Source organism: Microvirga sp. HBU67558, assembly GCF_018069605.1.
GTDB classification, from domain to species: Bacteria; Pseudomonadota; Alphaproteobacteria; order Rhizobiales; family Beijerinckiaceae; genus Microvirga; species Microvirga terrae.
This window is the reverse complement of record NZ_JAGPUP010000491.1, coordinates 1-15,027: the sequence shown is the minus strand read 5'-3', so window position 1 is coordinate 15,027 and position 15,027 is coordinate 1. Positions and strand designations below refer to the sequence as shown.

The 15,027-nt window shown below is 58.5% G+C and carries 14 protein-coding genes; 10 read left to right on the top strand and 4 right to left on the bottom strand.

The annotated features are described in order from the left end of the window. Positions 1 to 58 precede the first annotated feature (58 nt). Positions 59 to 538, top strand: a complete 480-nt coding sequence (locus KBI52_RS10115; RefSeq protein ID WP_210807138.1) for an L-2-amino-thiazoline-4-carboxylic acid hydrolase — start codon at positions 59 to 61, stop codon at positions 536 to 538. Positions 539 to 649: 111 nt separating this feature from the next. Next, on the top strand, positions 650 to 2,044 hold the full coding sequence (locus KBI52_RS10110) for an NAD(P)-binding domain-containing protein (RefSeq protein ID WP_210807136.1): 1,395 nt from the start codon (positions 650 to 652) through the stop codon (positions 2,042 to 2,044). 9 nt (positions 2,045 to 2,053) lie between these two features. Here KBI52_RS10110 and KBI52_RS10105 read toward each other — a convergent pair whose 3' ends face one another. The 4 genes from KBI52_RS10105 to KBI52_RS10090 form a co-directional block, all read right to left on the bottom strand. Beyond that, positions 2,054 to 2,896, bottom strand: a complete 843-nt coding sequence (locus KBI52_RS10105) for a VOC family protein (protein ID WP_210807134.1) — start codon at positions 2,894 to 2,896, stop codon at positions 2,054 to 2,056. Between the two features lie 18 nt (positions 2,897 to 2,914). After that, positions 2,915 to 3,415 (bottom strand): L-2-amino-thiazoline-4-carboxylic acid hydrolase, encoded by a 501-nt coding sequence (locus KBI52_RS10100; protein WP_210807132.1) that lies wholly within the window; start codon positions 3,413 to 3,415, stop codon positions 2,915 to 2,917. Between the two features lie 320 nt (positions 3,416 to 3,735). Next, complete coding sequence (locus KBI52_RS10095) at positions 3,736 to 4,044, bottom strand: hypothetical protein (RefSeq protein WP_210807130.1); 309 nt, start codon at positions 4,042 to 4,044, stop codon at positions 3,736 to 3,738. Between the two features lie 1,305 nt (positions 4,045 to 5,349). Next, on the bottom strand, positions 5,350 to 6,003 hold the full coding sequence (locus KBI52_RS10090) for an SOS response-associated peptidase (protein WP_210807128.1): 654 nt from the start codon (positions 6,001 to 6,003) through the stop codon (positions 5,350 to 5,352). Positions 6,004 to 6,209: 206 nt separating this feature from the next. On the opposite strand from KBI52_RS10090, the gene KBI52_RS10085 reads away from it, so the two are divergent. From KBI52_RS10085 to KBI52_RS10050, 8 genes are all read left to right on the top strand, one after another. After that, positions 6,210 to 9,092: a DEAD/DEAH box helicase gene (locus KBI52_RS10085; RefSeq protein ID WP_247654308.1), complete on the top strand. Its 2,883-nt coding sequence runs from the start codon at positions 6,210 to 6,212 to the stop codon at positions 9,090 to 9,092. Positions 9,093 to 9,281: 189 nt separating this feature from the next. Further along, on the top strand, positions 9,282 to 9,980 hold the full coding sequence (locus KBI52_RS10080) for a plasmid pRiA4b ORF-3 family protein (protein ID WP_256439481.1): 699 nt from the start codon (positions 9,282 to 9,284) through the stop codon (positions 9,978 to 9,980). 62 nt (positions 9,981 to 10,042) lie between these two features. After that, entirely contained in the window at positions 10,043 to 11,446 is a 1,404-nt protein-coding gene (locus KBI52_RS10075) for an ISKra4 family transposase (protein WP_210807166.1), read from the top strand. A 163-nt stretch (positions 11,447 to 11,609) separates the two neighbouring features. Further along, a complete protein-coding gene (locus tag KBI52_RS10070; protein ID WP_247654307.1) occupies positions 11,610 to 11,981 on the top strand; it encodes a response regulator in 372 nt (123 codons plus the stop codon). Positions 11,982 to 12,091: 110 nt separating this feature from the next. Further along, entirely contained in the window at positions 12,092 to 12,415 is a 324-nt protein-coding gene (locus tag KBI52_RS10065; protein WP_210807120.1) for a hypothetical protein, read from the top strand. 194 nt (positions 12,416 to 12,609) lie between these two features. Next, positions 12,610 to 13,104, top strand: coding sequence for a response regulator (locus KBI52_RS10060; RefSeq protein ID WP_315974908.1), 495 nt, complete (start codon positions 12,610 to 12,612; stop codon positions 13,102 to 13,104). A 296-nt stretch (positions 13,105 to 13,400) separates the two neighbouring features. Then, the gene (locus tag KBI52_RS10055; RefSeq protein WP_210807118.1) at positions 13,401 to 13,946 is read left to right on the top strand and encodes a sigma-70 family RNA polymerase sigma factor; all 546 of its coding nucleotides are present in this window, start codon (positions 13,401 to 13,403) and stop codon (positions 13,944 to 13,946) included. A gap of 523 nt (positions 13,947 to 14,469) precedes the next feature. Beyond that, the coding region (locus tag KBI52_RS10050) for a CarD family transcriptional regulator (protein ID WP_210807116.1) at positions 14,470 to 15,027 on the top strand (558 nt) is incomplete at its 3' end.

The following is a 15,027-nucleotide window of genomic DNA, read 5'->3' as shown; positions in this document are numbered from 1 at the left end:
CAATTGTGCAGGATTACGGCTCTCCATTATTCTACACCCACTCTGCAGGAGCACGGTTATGTCCCAACCCCTTCCGATCATTGAGCGGCGGCGCATCGAGGCGGAACTTCTCAAGGAAGTGTATGAAACCCTCACCGAACGCTACGGCAAGGACAACGCCAAGCAGCTCATCGCGGAATCGGTGCGGCGATCTTCAATCAAACAGGCGGCACAGTTCGCGGCACAAGCTGAGGGTGGGACCAGCCTTCAGAGCTTCATTGACATCCAGTCCAACTGGACGGCGGAAAATGCGCTTGAGATCGATCCGGTCTACCGGGATGAGAGCCGGTTCGACTTCAACGTCACCCGCTGTCGCTACGCCGAGATGTACAAGGCCATGGGTTTGGGTGAGATCGGGGGGCTTCTGTCCTGCAATCGCGATGGATCCTTCTGTGATGGTTATGATCCCAAACTGAAGATGACGCGAACCCAGACGATCATGGAAGGAGCCTCCCACTGTGACTTCCGCTACCGCTATGAAGCCGACCAAGCCATTTAATCATTGCGCATGATGGCGCTGGCGAGCCCTAACGTGGATCGAAATCGCATATTGTCCGAACACTATGCTACCGAGCTGTCCCATGCGGGGCTTCTCGCTCACGAGGAGCACGTGCGCCGTGATCTGGAAATGCTTGGGTTTCCCGCTGCCAGTTGGCCCGCTGAGACGACACGATCGGATGGAATCCCCATTACAGATGTTGTGGTCGTTGGTGCCGGGATGAACGGGATTGCGGCGGCCGCAGCCCTAATCTTCAAGGGCGTTCGCAACGTTCGGATCCTTGAACGCAACCAGGCTGGCAGGGAAGGGCCTTGGCTAACATTCGCCCGAATGGACACGTTGCGCTCGCCCAAGACCCTACCGGGTCCGGCGCTTGGTATTCCCTCGTTAACGTTCCGCGCCTGGTACGAAGCCGGCTTTGGCTACGATGCCTGGGAAGCCCTCTACAAAATTCCAAACGCCGTCTGGGCGCGCTATTTGAGCTGGCTGCAACGCGTGCTGAACCTACCTGTTGAGCACGAGACCATCGTTCGCGAAATCGCACCCTCCGCCGGAGGGCTGAAGGTCAGGATCAGGACATCACAGGGGCAGGAGACGTTGTTAGCGAGACGGGCCGTCCTTGCGACAGGAAGGGGGGGCGCAGGCGGTGATCGCCTGCCGGACATCGTAGATCCCGCGCTCTGGCCGGACCGCGCCGCGCACACAAATGAGGCAATCGACTTCGAGTATCTCCGCGGGAAAAGCATCGGAATCCTTGGGGGCGGTGCCTCGGCCTGGGACAATGCCGCCACGGCTTTGGAGCAAGGGGCCGCGCGGGTGGACATGTATGTGCGTCGCTCCATCCTGCCGCAGATCAACAAAGGACGCGGCTCTGCATCGCCAGGATACTTCTATGGCTGGAGCGCTCTTGATGACGCCGACCGCTGGTCCTTGTTCGTGTATCTCAACGATGCCCAAGCACCTCCACCGCATGAGACCGTACGGCGTGCCATGCAGCAGGAAGGGTTTAACATCCACCTCGGCAGACCGGCTGAAGCTGCAACCCGGCAGGGTGAGAAGGTCCTTGTGCGTATCCGCGGAGAGGAAGCTCCTCAAGAGCATGATTTCCTGATTGTGGGCACCGGCTTCAACGTGGACGCTGGAGCAATCCCAGAACTGGGCGCCTGGTCGTCCTCGGTCGCTCGTTGGAGAGACCGCTATGCGCCACCTGACGAGCTTCAACGCTCGGATCTCGGTGATTTTCCCTACCTGGGCTCCGGATTCGAATTGACCGAGCGGCACCCTGGCCAGGATCCTGACCTGACACGCATTCATCTCGTCAATCACGGCGCGGCCCTCAGTCACGGGGCAATCGCCAGTGATATTCCAGGTGTCAATGTTGCCGCAGAGCGGCTTGCAACAGCAGTCGTTGCAAGCCTGTTTCGTGAGGACCTGCAGGTGATCCGCCGATCTCTGGAGGAGTTCGACGAGCCTGAACTCGAGGGGACACCATTTTTCGTGCGCTGAACCGGTGCCTCACTCGACAAATGCAAGAGCCACGCCGCCGGCCTCGTTGGCAGGTACGACAATGCGATCCGACGCTACATGAGCTCCAGCAATCCGCCCGGACCTGAGATTCTCGAGAACCAGCTCGCGTGAGCGTGTTCTGAGGGTCAACGCTACCATACGATCACCCTGACTTGTGGTGGTCGCTGCCCCGCCGGCAAAGCGCCTGTCCACTTCAGCAGGGCTGAGAAACTGAATTGTCGCCCGGCCCGCCTGCAATGCATGACCGCCGGAGACCTCGGTTACTGCTTCAGACCCAAAGATCATCCGATAGAGATCGGCTGTCTTCGATGGATTGTCAGCGGCAATTGTGAACTCAATGATATCAGTGACGCCGTTGGGATGATGACGCCATTCGTCACGCCAGACGAGTTCCGGCGTAAAGTGATGGCAGAAGAATACACGGCCGTTCGGGATCAGCTGTGATCCTAATCTCACAACCCGAAATGCTGCATCCCGGGTGCCGTCCGGAAGGGAGACAGGGCGCGAGAACTCGGCCGGATTTTCGACAGGTACTCCTTTGTCAGCAAGAGCAGTATGAAGAGCCAAAGACTCTGTTGTCTTGAACACCAGCCCTGTCAGGCCCAATGGATGCTTCCACAGATCCGCCCGCTCCGTTTGCCGTCCAGGTTCATACCCGAGCAGTTCGAGGTAATTCTCGCCGAAGATTGCCAGATGGTTGCTCGACCCCAATGTGTGATGCCCCCGCTCAGTGAGCTGAAAACCGAGGCGGCGGTACAAATCAGCCGCGGCATCAAGCTGATCGAGCACGTTAATTACCACATGGTCGAGCGTTGGTGTGATCTGGTTCATTTCTATGTCCCTTAATGCTCAGATGGCTGCTCTCTGACACTGCTCCAGCTTGATCCAGCAGCATCCGCCACCGCGCCCCTGGCTCCAGGTCTGGTTCGAGAAAGCGACACCTGCCGCTTCAAACAGGCCTTTGTCGAAGAACCCAGCAATTTTGCACAGAAGTGCAATGCGCTCTGGGGAGAGCCCCGATGCTGACCAACTATCCTTCAAAGGGCAGCGATGCACACGAACTTCCATCGTATCGCCCTTTGTTTCGACCTCATGCGGATAAAGGCGTCCCTTGTCGGGACTGACGGAGAGAAAGCGATCTCCAACAGCTAAAGGATCCGGTGGTGTATCCTGAAACAGCCCTTTTGCGACCTCTTTGCCACGGCGCTCTAGTGCTCGGCTCATCACGGCAGTGGCTCGGTCAAGCCCAATTTCAGCTTCAAGCTCATCGAGCAGAACGCGATACAGATGACCTCGGCTCCGAAATGCCTCATCCAGCTCGTGGCGCAATGTTTCGGCTTCGTCTGACATGCTATTCTCTCACAGCTCTTTCGGAATGTGATTTCATCTCCAAGCTCACGATTGGCATAGGAGGCTGAACGGATGATCAGCTTGACTGGTAGAGACTTTGCCTCACGCGTTGAAACGGTTGTTGGGTTTGGTGACTTTGGGAATACGCCGTGGATGAGGGGGAGCTGACATTAATGGATATGCCAGCGATAGAGTTGGGGACGATCTCGGGCGAAGCTCAACATCAATGAGTCGTTACCCTGAGCAGTTTGCGCTCAACATGATGAAGCATGGAACTGATGGGAAGCGTTGACCCTTCGTTTACTCCTGTCTCTAGCAGCTCATACAGGAATCTCACTGGCAATCAGGGCTGCCGCCTCCGGACTGAACCCGACCTCCATCAACTCCCCTTCAAGATCATCAAGGCTGTAGGGTTCCAATGTAATGGGACGTCGTGCTTCTTCCTCAATCACGAGTGTATCGCCACTCCATTCCTCCTTCAGCACACTCGGGTACTCCTCCGCGGAACTGGTCATGACCCTTATGGCCAAGCCCTCATCTTCATCCGCGACTTGGTCGCTCTGGTAGAGTTTCACTGCAACCAGACGCCCTTCAACCTCATCTTCATAGACGGTTGCCCATTCACCCATGTCCCCTCCTGGATCATGCGTTGAGTCATCGCGGCGGCCATCCAAGCTACTGGAGAGCAGGAGCAATGCAACCGAAATCCTCGTCCCCTGAATACTGCTGCATACTGGATCCAGGAGGTTTGTTCCAACGATGAGGCTGTCGGAGGCTCTGTGTGCTCCGCACCCCTTTCCTTGGTTCGAGCCCAACGCAGGGGTAAGGCCGCCCGCTGCACGCTACAAAGGGTAGTTTGATATCCATTGCGCAACGGCAGCTTCTGATACCGTCCCAACGTAGCTACAATGAGCGACCGCAAGCCATCTCGTTTGGATTGACAAGAGCGATGCCAAGAACTCAAGCATCCCAAGAGCGGCAGCCTGATCTCTCTGAATGCCAACGGCCCTGGATGGAATGACACTCCCTGGAGACTTCCCCCCCAGCTTGTGCGGGATCACCCCGTGAGGAGTTTCGTCTTCAGAACATGCTGGAGCCACCGGACCTCTTTCCGGAGCCATTCAAGACGCTCCAAGAGTTCGGCATCCATCCCTTGAGCGTCTGATGGGCTGATCGTCTGCTGTCGCACCGCGTCAGTGAGGTCATGGATGATCTCAATCGATCTTGGGCCGACACCTGGGGTTGATCGCCACTGCCGATCCGGAATTTGGGTCATCTCCCGGATACTCGGACAGCGCCCGTGAAATTCCCTCAGGATTGCATTCCGCAACCGCGATGAAACGGCTTCCAGGGGAAAAGGCTCATCCAAACGCATGTGGCACCTACAGCATTCGATGGCCTATTGTTCTGTCCGTGACATTACGGCTGGACAAAGGCGATACAAAGGTAGGTGGTTGAAACCTGTGCGTTCTAAACCGCTGAAACCAATAGAGCTGTAAGAATTACACATTCCGGATGTCTCGACATGGCTCCCTCCGTCACGCCGACCTCGGCGACAACTAACCGGAAGGAACAAGAATCAACCCTGCCGGGTATCGAGCTAGACGAGTTTTTAGACTTGGGTCGCCTGCATGAATGCTATTGCAAGGGAAGAACGGCCGCTGTTGTCAGCGGCCGTTAAGTTTGTTGCTATACCAGGAAATGGTTCAATAGCGATCGAAGCTATACCGATAAGGGGTTTAAAGATATTTACCGCAGCTTCAGGCCCAAGGAGGAGCTAAGGTTCTTACACTCTCTTGGGTGAGCCATCGTGGCCATGCATAGCGCATGGTAGGGACAAGGTCTCAACGAGCGCAGCAAGGTTTCTAACTTCAGAACGTCGCAGAAGCGATACCTGAAAAATGCCGGGGTAGCCCTTCGTTGACTACAAGGGATCAAGTCACTGCATTGGTTTTGTCAGATCTTTCGCCTTCAGCAACAATCATCAGCATATCGTCAGGCAGGGGCCTTTGAAGTTTCAGTGCCTCTTCAGTTGGAGCATTGAGCCAGACGTCATATTCGTCCGGCGTGGTTAGGATCACCGGCATCGCTTTCGGATGGATCGGACCCACCACGCCATTCGGCTCAGACGTCAGAAATGAATAGAGCAGGTGTTCACCTTCAACAGGATCAGCCTTCGTTCCACGGACGCCGGTCCATGGTCGCCAAATGCCAGCAAACGCGGCAAGGGGGCGCTCTTCATTCAGGGCAAGCCAAACGGGTGTCTTTCGTGGGCGAGTATCCTTGTATTCTGAGAAGGATGTCAGGGGAATTAGAGCTCGGTACTGCGGCTTCAGCCAGGCACGCCAGAACGGTGAGCCGACATTGCGCACGTTCGTCACCGGATGGTTGCCGACCTTTGGAGGAGGGGGGAAGCCCCAACGCATCTGGATCAGCTCGCGCTCACCCTCATGATTTCTGATGACCGGCGCCATCTGGTCTGGAAAGATCGCTGGTAGGGGAGGGAGGTTGCCTGCGCTATCGCGGGTTACATCGAAGGCCTGCCGGATCGCGGCCTGTGTGGCGTACGAGCTATAGAGATTGCACACGGGTGGAACCCTCCGTCTTGGCATCCAGGCGTTCGTTTCATCCAGGAGCATTTGTCTGCGCCCAACGTGACAATAAGCGCTGCCCCACGCAACCCTTCAGGGTATAATCACTGCAATCGGCAGGCCGCGTTTTGATTTGCGAATCATAACGCATTTTCGGTCCGCTCCTTCACTCGTTTTCCATCGATTTTTCAGATCCTTGACCGATGCGGCCAAACTCCAATCCTGCGGACACCTTGCCTCGTACCTCCGTTTCGGAACTCAGCCGACGGATCGGTGACAAGCAGGCTGAGCCCTATCAGGCCAGGATCGCCGCATCTGTCCGAGAGGCAATCCGGCGCGGACGCTCGGGTGCGGTGCTTGCACCCACTGGCAGCGGCAAGAGCCTTCTAGCCGCAGGAGCCGCCGAGGACGCGATCGACTTAGGCAAGCCGATCCTTGTTCTCCACCCCGATGTTTCCCTGCTGCGCCAGAACTACGCCCAGTTCCAGAGCGTTCCGGCTGTCAAATGCGTCCAGACTGCGTTCTACGTCGCCAAGAATGAGATGATCGGCGATGGGCCGATGGTTCGGAATTCGCTTGACGCGGACGTAATCCCCGCCACGAACATGTCCCTCGTCAACAAGCTCGATGACGAGGACTTCCTGCGCTCCCTCGACCGGTTCGGCAAAAGGGGAGGGGTAGTTCTTATTGACGAGGGCCATAAGGCTGCGGCGGACGAGCTCGCAAAGGTCCTCTCTCGTGTTGCCCATGCCGGCGGCTCCGGCATTGTTCTGACCGCCACACCGTTCCGGACCGATGGCAAAGACCCGCTGGACGCTTTCGGCGCCAGCATCGAGCACGACCTGATCGACGTTGCCACCTATGACGAGGTCCTGGCGACTGGCCGCACGGTTCCCACCAGGTTCGACATTGCCACCGGTGAATTCGAGGCTCATCTCGGCACTGACGCCGTCCGGCTTATCGAAAGTGCCTTCCTCGCGCTCTTGGCCGAGAACAAGTCCGTCGACCAGGCCTCCCAGCAGGCGTTCTCCCGCTTCTTCAAGGAGGGAGCGAGCGAGGGCGACAAGGCGATCGCCGCGCTCATCGTTGCGGCCGTCACCCGGATCTGGGCCAAGCGTGCGGCGGTCGCGACCCTGGCGATGATCCACTGTGACAGCGTCGAGTTCGCCAAGGGGCTCTCCGGTTATCTCGCTCAAGAAAGCCTTCCGCCCGGTCATAGCCGGGAAGGGGAGAAGCCCCGCGTGGCCTTTGTCGTGGCCGGCGAAATACGCGTCTGGCGCAACGGCGCCGAGGAGGGGCTGAAGGACGGCGAGCCGGTTGGCCGTAAGATCAAACGCGACGAACTTCTCGATGCGGCCCGTGCCGGCGGCTTCGATATTCTGGTCAACGTGAATGCCCTGGGCGTCGGTACTGACGTTCCGCAGACTGATCTCAATATTCTGGCATGCCAGGAGCGCTCCATCGGCCGGGTGAAGCAGATCAGTGGGCGAGGGGAACGGGCTCACAAGGCATCGGGCAAGACGCACCAGGTCTTCGTTGATGTCGGCAATTCCATCCTACGGATTTTTAGCGACATCGACGCCATGCGCCGGAACGACCCGGAGCGCTGCCGCCGCCAGGTCCGCGGGCTGGCTGCCCCGATCCGGGAGCAGTTTGAGGCATGGTTCGACAAGGATCCCAGCCTCCGCGAACAGATTGAGGAGCGCCAACGCCAGATCCGCCTTCGGATGGGCGAGGGGGACAGCGAGCAGTACGATGACCCGCTTGATCCGACGATGGAGACTGGTGACGAGGACACCCTCCCGGTTCCGAAACCTTTCGCAGCTGGTCTGATGGCGACCGGCATGCGCCGCTATGACTCGGAGACCAAGAAGTTCTCCAGCCGCTTGGCGCTGTTCTGCGATCTCAAAGAGTTTGGTCTCTTCGACGAGGAAGCCGCCCTGGATCTACCGCGCTGGCTCGTCGCCACCCACGACGAACGGACAGGGGCGCAGCAGGCCTTCCTCTGCAAGACCCAGGACATTGCCCGCAAATACGTGGCCTTCGTCGGCATCCGGCACGATGGCGACTACGAGAGTGTCAGCCCTACCGATAAGCAGCGCAAGTTCCTCACAAGCCTTCAGCAGGCGCGGCCTCTCGCCCTCCCGTGGCTCACTGGGTTCGCGGCTCCAGCGAACGCGACCCAGATGTCGGCCGCCATCGATCTCCTGAAGGACAAGGCAGGGCTGCTTGCCCGGTTGCTCAACGTCGCCGCCGTCCGTCTGGTAGAGCGTGCAACCGGAGCCCACAGCCTGCGGGCCGACCTCCGCTCGGTTGTTCTGGATCGGCCTAACCAGCTCACCCCACAGAGGCGTGATCTCCTCGCTGCCTATTGCAGGCTCCGCCAGCGGTTCGCCGATCTCTACCCATATGCGTTTGGAGGAAAGCCGACGGCTTTTTCCGTCACGACCTTCGACCCCAGCGTACTGCCCGAAATCAAGGCCATCGTGGCGAACACGAACGTTCGATTCTTCATCATCGATAACCCAGAGAAGGAGGAGCAACTCCGCCCGAGCCTGGCCGAGGGTCTGATCAAGTCCTCCATCGTGGCGGTCGGCCCAAAAGGACCCAGTGAGCAGTGGATCCGGCAAAAGGCAGGATTCGGCCGCCATGACGATGCCGCCCGGGCACGGGAGCAGAGTTTCCGGGAGTATCTTACCGACCTCGCCGATGGTCCTGTAAGCAAGGACCAATCGCTGACGATTACCCTTGCAAGAACTGAGTATCTCGAGATCGCCGCCGCGAAGCCGGGGAAGGAACTCGTCAGGGCAATGCCATCTGCCGTGATGAACCTCTTGCTGCTCCTCGGGGAGGAAGGTGGGATGCCGGTGCCAGGAGAGCAGGTTGAGCTCATTCAGGATGCGATCGGCAAGAACCGGAGCGAGATTGCGGTCCCGTTCTCGTTGCCTCGACTGTGTGCCCGATACGCCCAGCGACAGGTGCCAGCGCAGAAGAAGGTCCTGAAGGATCTGGAGAAGGCCGCAACCTTCAAGAAAAACCGGGATGCATACTTGCGCTCCCAGAAACCGACATCCCTGGCTTCGTAAAAACCAATATGCCAGGAATAGCGATGGAGAATCCTGTGTCCCTGACGAGGCGCACACATGGCAAGACTGGGTACCGCTTCCATCGATGGATCGCACTGAGGGAGCATGAGGAAGTGTGGGGCAGATTGGTAACGGGTTGGCTGCACAACGTTTCGAGTCAGATGAAGCAAAGCTGCGAGACACCCTCATTTGCCCAAACGCACCCCATCCAAACCCGGGCTGCCAGATCCTTCCCCAGATCCAGAAATCCTGCAGTTCAAGGTCTGGCTGCTGGGCATCAGCCCTATGATCTGGCGACGGGTTCAAGTGCCCGCCAGCATGACCCTGCGAGAGTTGCACAGTGTAATTCAGGTGGCCATGGGCTGGGACGGCATCCACCTGTTCCAGTTCATGCTCCGGGCCCGGCGGTTCGGCTCTCGGGAGTTGGCGGCAAGGTCACCGGATATTTCGCTTTCAGAGCTGCGCCTCCGCTCAGGTGCCCGCTTCCGTTACGAGTACGACCTTAATGGTCCATGGGAGCACGACGTGCGCCTCGAGAGCCGGCATGAGGCTGACCCTCAGAGGATCTATCCCATTTGCCTGGACGGGGATGGATTCTGTCCGCCGGAGGACTGCGGCGGAGTGCCCGGCTTTCTGGCCCAGCGCGAGGCCTGGACCGCTCCGGAGACCAGTGATGACTTCGCCGTCCTCGCCGATTTCGTGGATCAGCTCGCTTTGAAGCGGAGCGAAGGCGCCTTGATCGACGCCGAGGAGGTCGATCAGGTCCGGGAGGCTCTGGAACGCCTTGAGGTGCGTCAACGATGGCCGGGCAAGCCGTTCTCGCGCAAGGACGTGAACGAGCGGCTAAGCAAGACCGAGTATCTCGACCTCATGCATCAACAGTGGTGAAGCCGTGCGCTCCAATGGCCAGCAAGGGCGCCCGGCTTTCCCAAGAGCGCACGGAACGTCCCATGCAGGTCAGGATCATGCTTCAAATCATCGGAGACGACGGATCCGTAGGCGACGCGGAGGAGGTCGCAGCTCTGACCAAGATCACCGAGCGGGCTGAGGATCTGGGCCTGTCCTTAGCCGAGAGCAAGACCCTGCTGGCGGCCGCTCAGCAGCGGATTGTCGAGGCTCAGGTCAATGGCTGGCTCGAGAGACACCGTCACTGCGCGATCAGTGGGCGCAAGCTGCGGTGCAAGGGCAGCTACCCAGTTACCTTCCGGACCCTGTTTGGCGATGTCCGGCTCAAGAGCCCACGCTTCTACGTGCCCAAAGAGCGGCAGACCAACGGTCCGGCAACGATCTCGCCACTGACGGAGCTGCTTCCCGATCATGTTGCGCCAGAGCGCCTGTACCTCGAGACTCGTTGGGCCTCGCTTGTGCCCTATGCAGCAGCAGCCGATCTCCTGGCCGACGTGCTTCCTGTCGGGAGCGGCGTCAACGCAACGACGGTACGTCAGCATGTGCTGCGCGCCGCCGAGCGGATGGAGGGTGACCTCACTGAGCAGCGGGTCTCGTTTATGGAGGGAACGGACCCTCGCGATTGGGAGGATCTGCCGACCCCTGATGGACGAATGGTCATCGGCCTGGATGGCGGCTACATCCACGACTGGCGCGACAGAAAGCGGAACTTCGAGCTGATCGTCGGCCGGTCCATGCCCGAAGAAGGAGAGGCTCGGTATATCGGTTTCGTCCACGGCTACGATCGCAAGCCGCAGCGCCGCATCATTAACCATCTCCGCCGACAGGGTTTCTTGGCCAATCAGGATCTGACCTTTATCACAGACGGTGGTGACGAGGTGCGGTCACTGGCCGAGCGGATCAGCCCGTGCAGCGAGCACGTGCTCGATTGGTTCCACATCACGATGCGGATCACGGTCTTGCGGCAGTTCGCCCAGGGACTGGTGCACCATGACAAGGAAGGCGGGATGGCGGCTCTGGATGAGCTGCGCCGAATCAAGTGGTTCCTATGGCACGGCAACACCTATCGAGCCAGCGAGACCATCGATGATCTGCTCCTTGATCTCGAAGCTCTGAACACTCGCTATCCCAACCTGCGCAAGTTCAGGGTGGCCATGCGGGAGTTCCAGGTCTATATCACCAGCAACGAGGCGAGCCTGATCAACTATGGCGAGCGCTACCGGTCTGGTGAGCGGATCTCCTCGGCTTTCGTTGAGGCAACGGTGAACGCAGTTATCAGCAAGCGCTTTGCCAAGAAGCAGCAGATGCAGTGGAGTCGACGCGGAGCTCATCTGCTCCTGCAGACGCGGACCAGGACCTTGGATGGCTCACTGCGTGCCGCATTCGAGCACTGGTACCCGAGTATGATAAACGACAATAACAGGGATCAGAATCGAGCAGCCGCCTAACTGCCCCACAACTCCTCATGCTCTCTGCGACTGCGGGCTGGGACTAGATCGTGATTTGGGACTCGACGCGGGACGGGGTCAGCGGCGACGGAAGGAACGGCCCTCATCGGGTCATCCTGCGCCGGCGGGAACGACAGCAATGCCAAGCCAAGAAAGGATGACGATGCCTCAGGACACAGCCAGCCGCCGCTTTCTCCTCGTCGAGGACGAAGCCATGATCGCGCTGCTGGTCGAGGACATGCTCGAGGACCTCGGCCATGAGCTGGTCAAGGTCGCCACCCGCCTTGAGGACGCGGTTGCCGCTGCCGGGACCGAGGCCGTCGACCTGGCGATCCTCGACCTCAACCTGGGCGGCGCCCTGACCTATCCGGCGGCCGACGTGCTCGCGGAGCGGGGCATCCCGTTCATCTTCGCGACGGGTTACGGCAGCGGCGGGCTCAAGGAGGGCTATGCCGCCCGTCCGACGCTGCAAAAGCCGTTCAACACGGAGGCGCTGGAACAGGCGATCGGGCAGGCGCTCGGGCGCGGAGCCTGAGATCCCCCGAACGCAGGACAGGCGCCGGCCACCTGGGACGGATCGCCGTCAATGGGACTCGGAACGTCCTCGAGCGTTACAACAGCTTGCGATTGCGTGCCGATGACACGATGAACCACGAGCCGCGGGAGGCCGCACCGGGACGTTCCCCCGAGCAGGGCGGAACCTCGGCCGACGAACTGGCCTACCGCCTGCACCAGCAGGAGCTATTGGCAGGCTTCGGCGTCCTCGCGTTGCGGACGCCGGATTTCGTGGACCTGCTCCAGGAGGCCACCCGGCTCTGCGCGCAGGGGCTCCACACCCGGTATTGCAAGGCCATGGAGTACCTGCCCGACGAGGACCGGTTCATCGTCCGTGCCGGGCCCCTTAGCCCTAAGTTTAAGAGCCGTTTTGCAGCTACGCTGAAACCTATGGCTTCGCCCATGGTTAGATGATCATTAACCCAAGTTAATAACCCACGTTAATGTAACAGGCCGCAAAGGCTCAGCCCGGGCATCTCCCCTTATGATCCTTTATCCTGGTGAGCTGTCACCAACCCATCGCCTTGCCGCTCTCGCGCCAGCTGTCGATCGCTACGTCCGTGAGACATACAACGGTCTGCTCAGCCTCCCGGTGCCTGAGCAAATTTATGATCTTGTCCGTTCATACGGGCAGGATAATCAATCCCAATCACAAGCTGAGGAACGCCAAGAGGATGGGACAACGAATTGACGTCAACCGCAAAGCTTTGGTCGTTGAGGATGATGCGGAGCTTCGATTTCTAGCCGTCGCGCTGCTAGAGGAAACTGATCTTGAGATTGTTGAGGCATCCAGCGGTGAAGAGGCTTTGCAATACTTGCATCACCACGCGGATGAGGTCGCCTTCCTGTTTTCTGATGTGAGGCTCCCATGCCTGATGAGCGGTGTGGACCTGGCACGAACCGTCAGCTTGAAGTGGCCTTGGATCAGGACTGTCCTCACCTCCGGTGCTCCTCTTGAAGAGGTCAGCAACACGGCATTGAGAGATGTACGCTTTATGCCCAAGCCCTGGAGGGCCCTTGAGGTGCTGATCGAGGCTGAGAAGGCCAGTGACACGCACCATATGGGCGAGGTCCTGAGTCGTGGGCACGCCGGAACTCACTGACTTCCTCGTGCGTAGTACTCGCAACCTATCACTAAGTTAATCAATGGAGAGATGGCATGTCAGAAGCGCGCCTGCCGAACATTCGCGTCCTATCTGTACCTGTCGCGAATGTCATTATTCTCAATAGCATCGGGTCTAAGCTGCGTTCGCATTATGAGGATGCACTTTACAAGCCTGTTCCGCCACAGATTGACAACATCCTGCGTCAACTAAACTAATCATATAGTCGAATTGTGCTAGTAGGCTGAAACCAATCTTGGCGGTTTTCGTTCTGAAGCTAAACCGGAGCTGCCAAGATGACTGCGCCATCCATCACCCGCGATGAACTCCTCGCTGCTATTCCGAACCTTCGTGCCTTTGCTATCTCGCTCTGCGGGAACAGGGATAGCGCGGACGATCTGGTTCAGGACACGCTCATGAGAGCTTGGTCTAACATGGACCGCTATACAGCCGGCACCAATCTTCACGCATGGCTGTTTACAATCCTGCGGAATAGCTTCTTCTCGCGACATCGTAAGATTGTGCGTGAAGTTGAGGACGCCGACGGCTCCTATGCAAACCGTCTTTCCACGGCTCCTGAACAGCAAGCCCATCTCGATCTACAGCACTTTCAACGGGCGTTGATGAAACTTTCAGCGGATCAACGTGAAGCGCTCCTGCTCGTCGGCGCTGAAGGTTACTCTTACGAGGAAGCCGCCAGGATTTGCGGCTGTGCTGAAGGAACGATCAAGAGTCGTGTTAACCGTGCCCGCAATCGTTTGGCAGAGCTTCTTGGATTGGAGAATGGCGGGGACCTCGGTGTTGATCAGGTTGTGATGGCGGCACTTCCAAGAGCTGCATAAAAATCATGTAGAAGCACCCGGTTGCGCCCTCAAAGTAGGTCCTATTACAAATTCACCTCAAATACTCTGGACCGGTGGCACCGTGCACCAGCCTTCACCCTGCTGGTTGATGGACTGCATTACAGAGGGTGAGGTAGTGGCTCCCATCATCAGCTTGGGCTGTAGAGTGTACATGTGGCGCTGACCGGACCGGCATAGGGTAACCAAACGACCGATCATGGCACATTGGCGAAGTAGACCGGATGTTTGCTGCCGAAGGGGACATCAGACATTCCCGAGGCTTTCGCAATTTCCTCGAATCCCCTATAGCCGATTATCTGCCTGATGCCGAGGTGTGGCGTGTACTCTAGCCAGACACTGCTGGATCCTCCGAATGGAGCGCAGCCGTTCCGTGGGAACCACGTAAGACGCTTCGAGTTCTGCAAACCTATGGTGCATTGACGCGACAATCGCGAGATCCGCATCTACGACGCAGGCTTATTTCATAGAGGCCTAGTTTGTATCTAACGGAGATCATGTCTGGATGGCCACGAAGAACAATGCCCTGTCCTTTAAGATCGGTGAAACGGTTGTGTACCCGGCCCATGGTGTGGGTGTGATCACTGCAATTGAGGAGCAGGAGGTTGCCGGGTTCAAGCTTGAGTTCTTTGTGATCACCTTCGATAAGGATCGCCTCACCCTTCGGGTTCCCCTGACCAAAGCCAAGAGCAGCGGCCTGAGAAAACTGTCGGAACCTGCTGTGGTGAAGCAGGCACTCGACCTCCTGAGCGGAAAGGCAATGGCCAAGCGCGGCGTGTGGAGCCGGCGCTCCAACGACCTTCAGGAGCGTATCGGGACCGGGCAACTGACAGCTATTGCTGAAGTTTTGCGGGATCTCAATCGCGGCTCAGAGCAGCAGGAGGCTTCCTACAGCGAGCAGCAGATCTTCGAAGGTGCCCTGGACTTCATGATCAGGGAGGTGGCAGCATCCAGCCAGCTGACCCAGACCGAGGCTCGCAAGTTGATCGAACAGAGCTTGGCCAAAGCTCCTCACCTCAACAAGGCTGAGACCCTGGCCGAAGAACCGGAGGGGCCCGATGAC

Excerpts from the sequence above, each read along its gene's own strand:
- KBI52_RS10115 (WP_210807138.1), top strand. The coding sequence starts at position 59 with ATGTCCCAACCCCTTCCGATCATTGAGCGGCGGCGCATCGAGGCGGAA.
- KBI52_RS10055 (WP_210807118.1), top strand. The coding sequence starts at position 13,401 with ATGACTGCGCCATCCATCACCCGCGATGAACTCCTCGCTGCTATTCCG.
- KBI52_RS10075 (WP_210807166.1), top strand. The coding sequence starts at position 10,043 with ATGCAGGTCAGGATCATGCTTCAAATCATCGGAGACGACGGATCCGTA.
- KBI52_RS10065 (WP_210807120.1), top strand. The coding sequence starts at position 12,092 with ATGAACCACGAGCCGCGGGAGGCCGCACCGGGACGTTCCCCCGAGCAG.
- KBI52_RS10070 (WP_247654307.1), top strand. The coding sequence starts at position 11,610 with ATGCCTCAGGACACAGCCAGCCGCCGCTTTCTCCTCGTCGAGGACGAA.
- KBI52_RS10100 (WP_210807132.1), bottom strand. The coding sequence starts at position 3,415 with ATGTCAGACGAAGCCGAAACATTGCGCCACGAGCTGGATGAGGCATTT.
- KBI52_RS10105 (WP_210807134.1), bottom strand. The coding sequence starts at position 2,896 with ATGAACCAGATCACACCAACGCTCGACCATGTGGTAATTAACGTGCTC.
- KBI52_RS10085 (WP_247654308.1), top strand. The coding sequence starts at position 6,210 with ATGCGGCCAAACTCCAATCCTGCGGACACCTTGCCTCGTACCTCCGTT.
- KBI52_RS10095 (WP_210807130.1), bottom strand. The coding sequence starts at position 4,044 with ATGGGTGAATGGGCAACCGTCTATGAAGATGAGGTTGAAGGGCGTCTG.
- KBI52_RS10060 (WP_315974908.1), top strand. The coding sequence starts at position 12,610 with ATGATCTTGTCCGTTCATACGGGCAGGATAATCAATCCCAATCACAAG.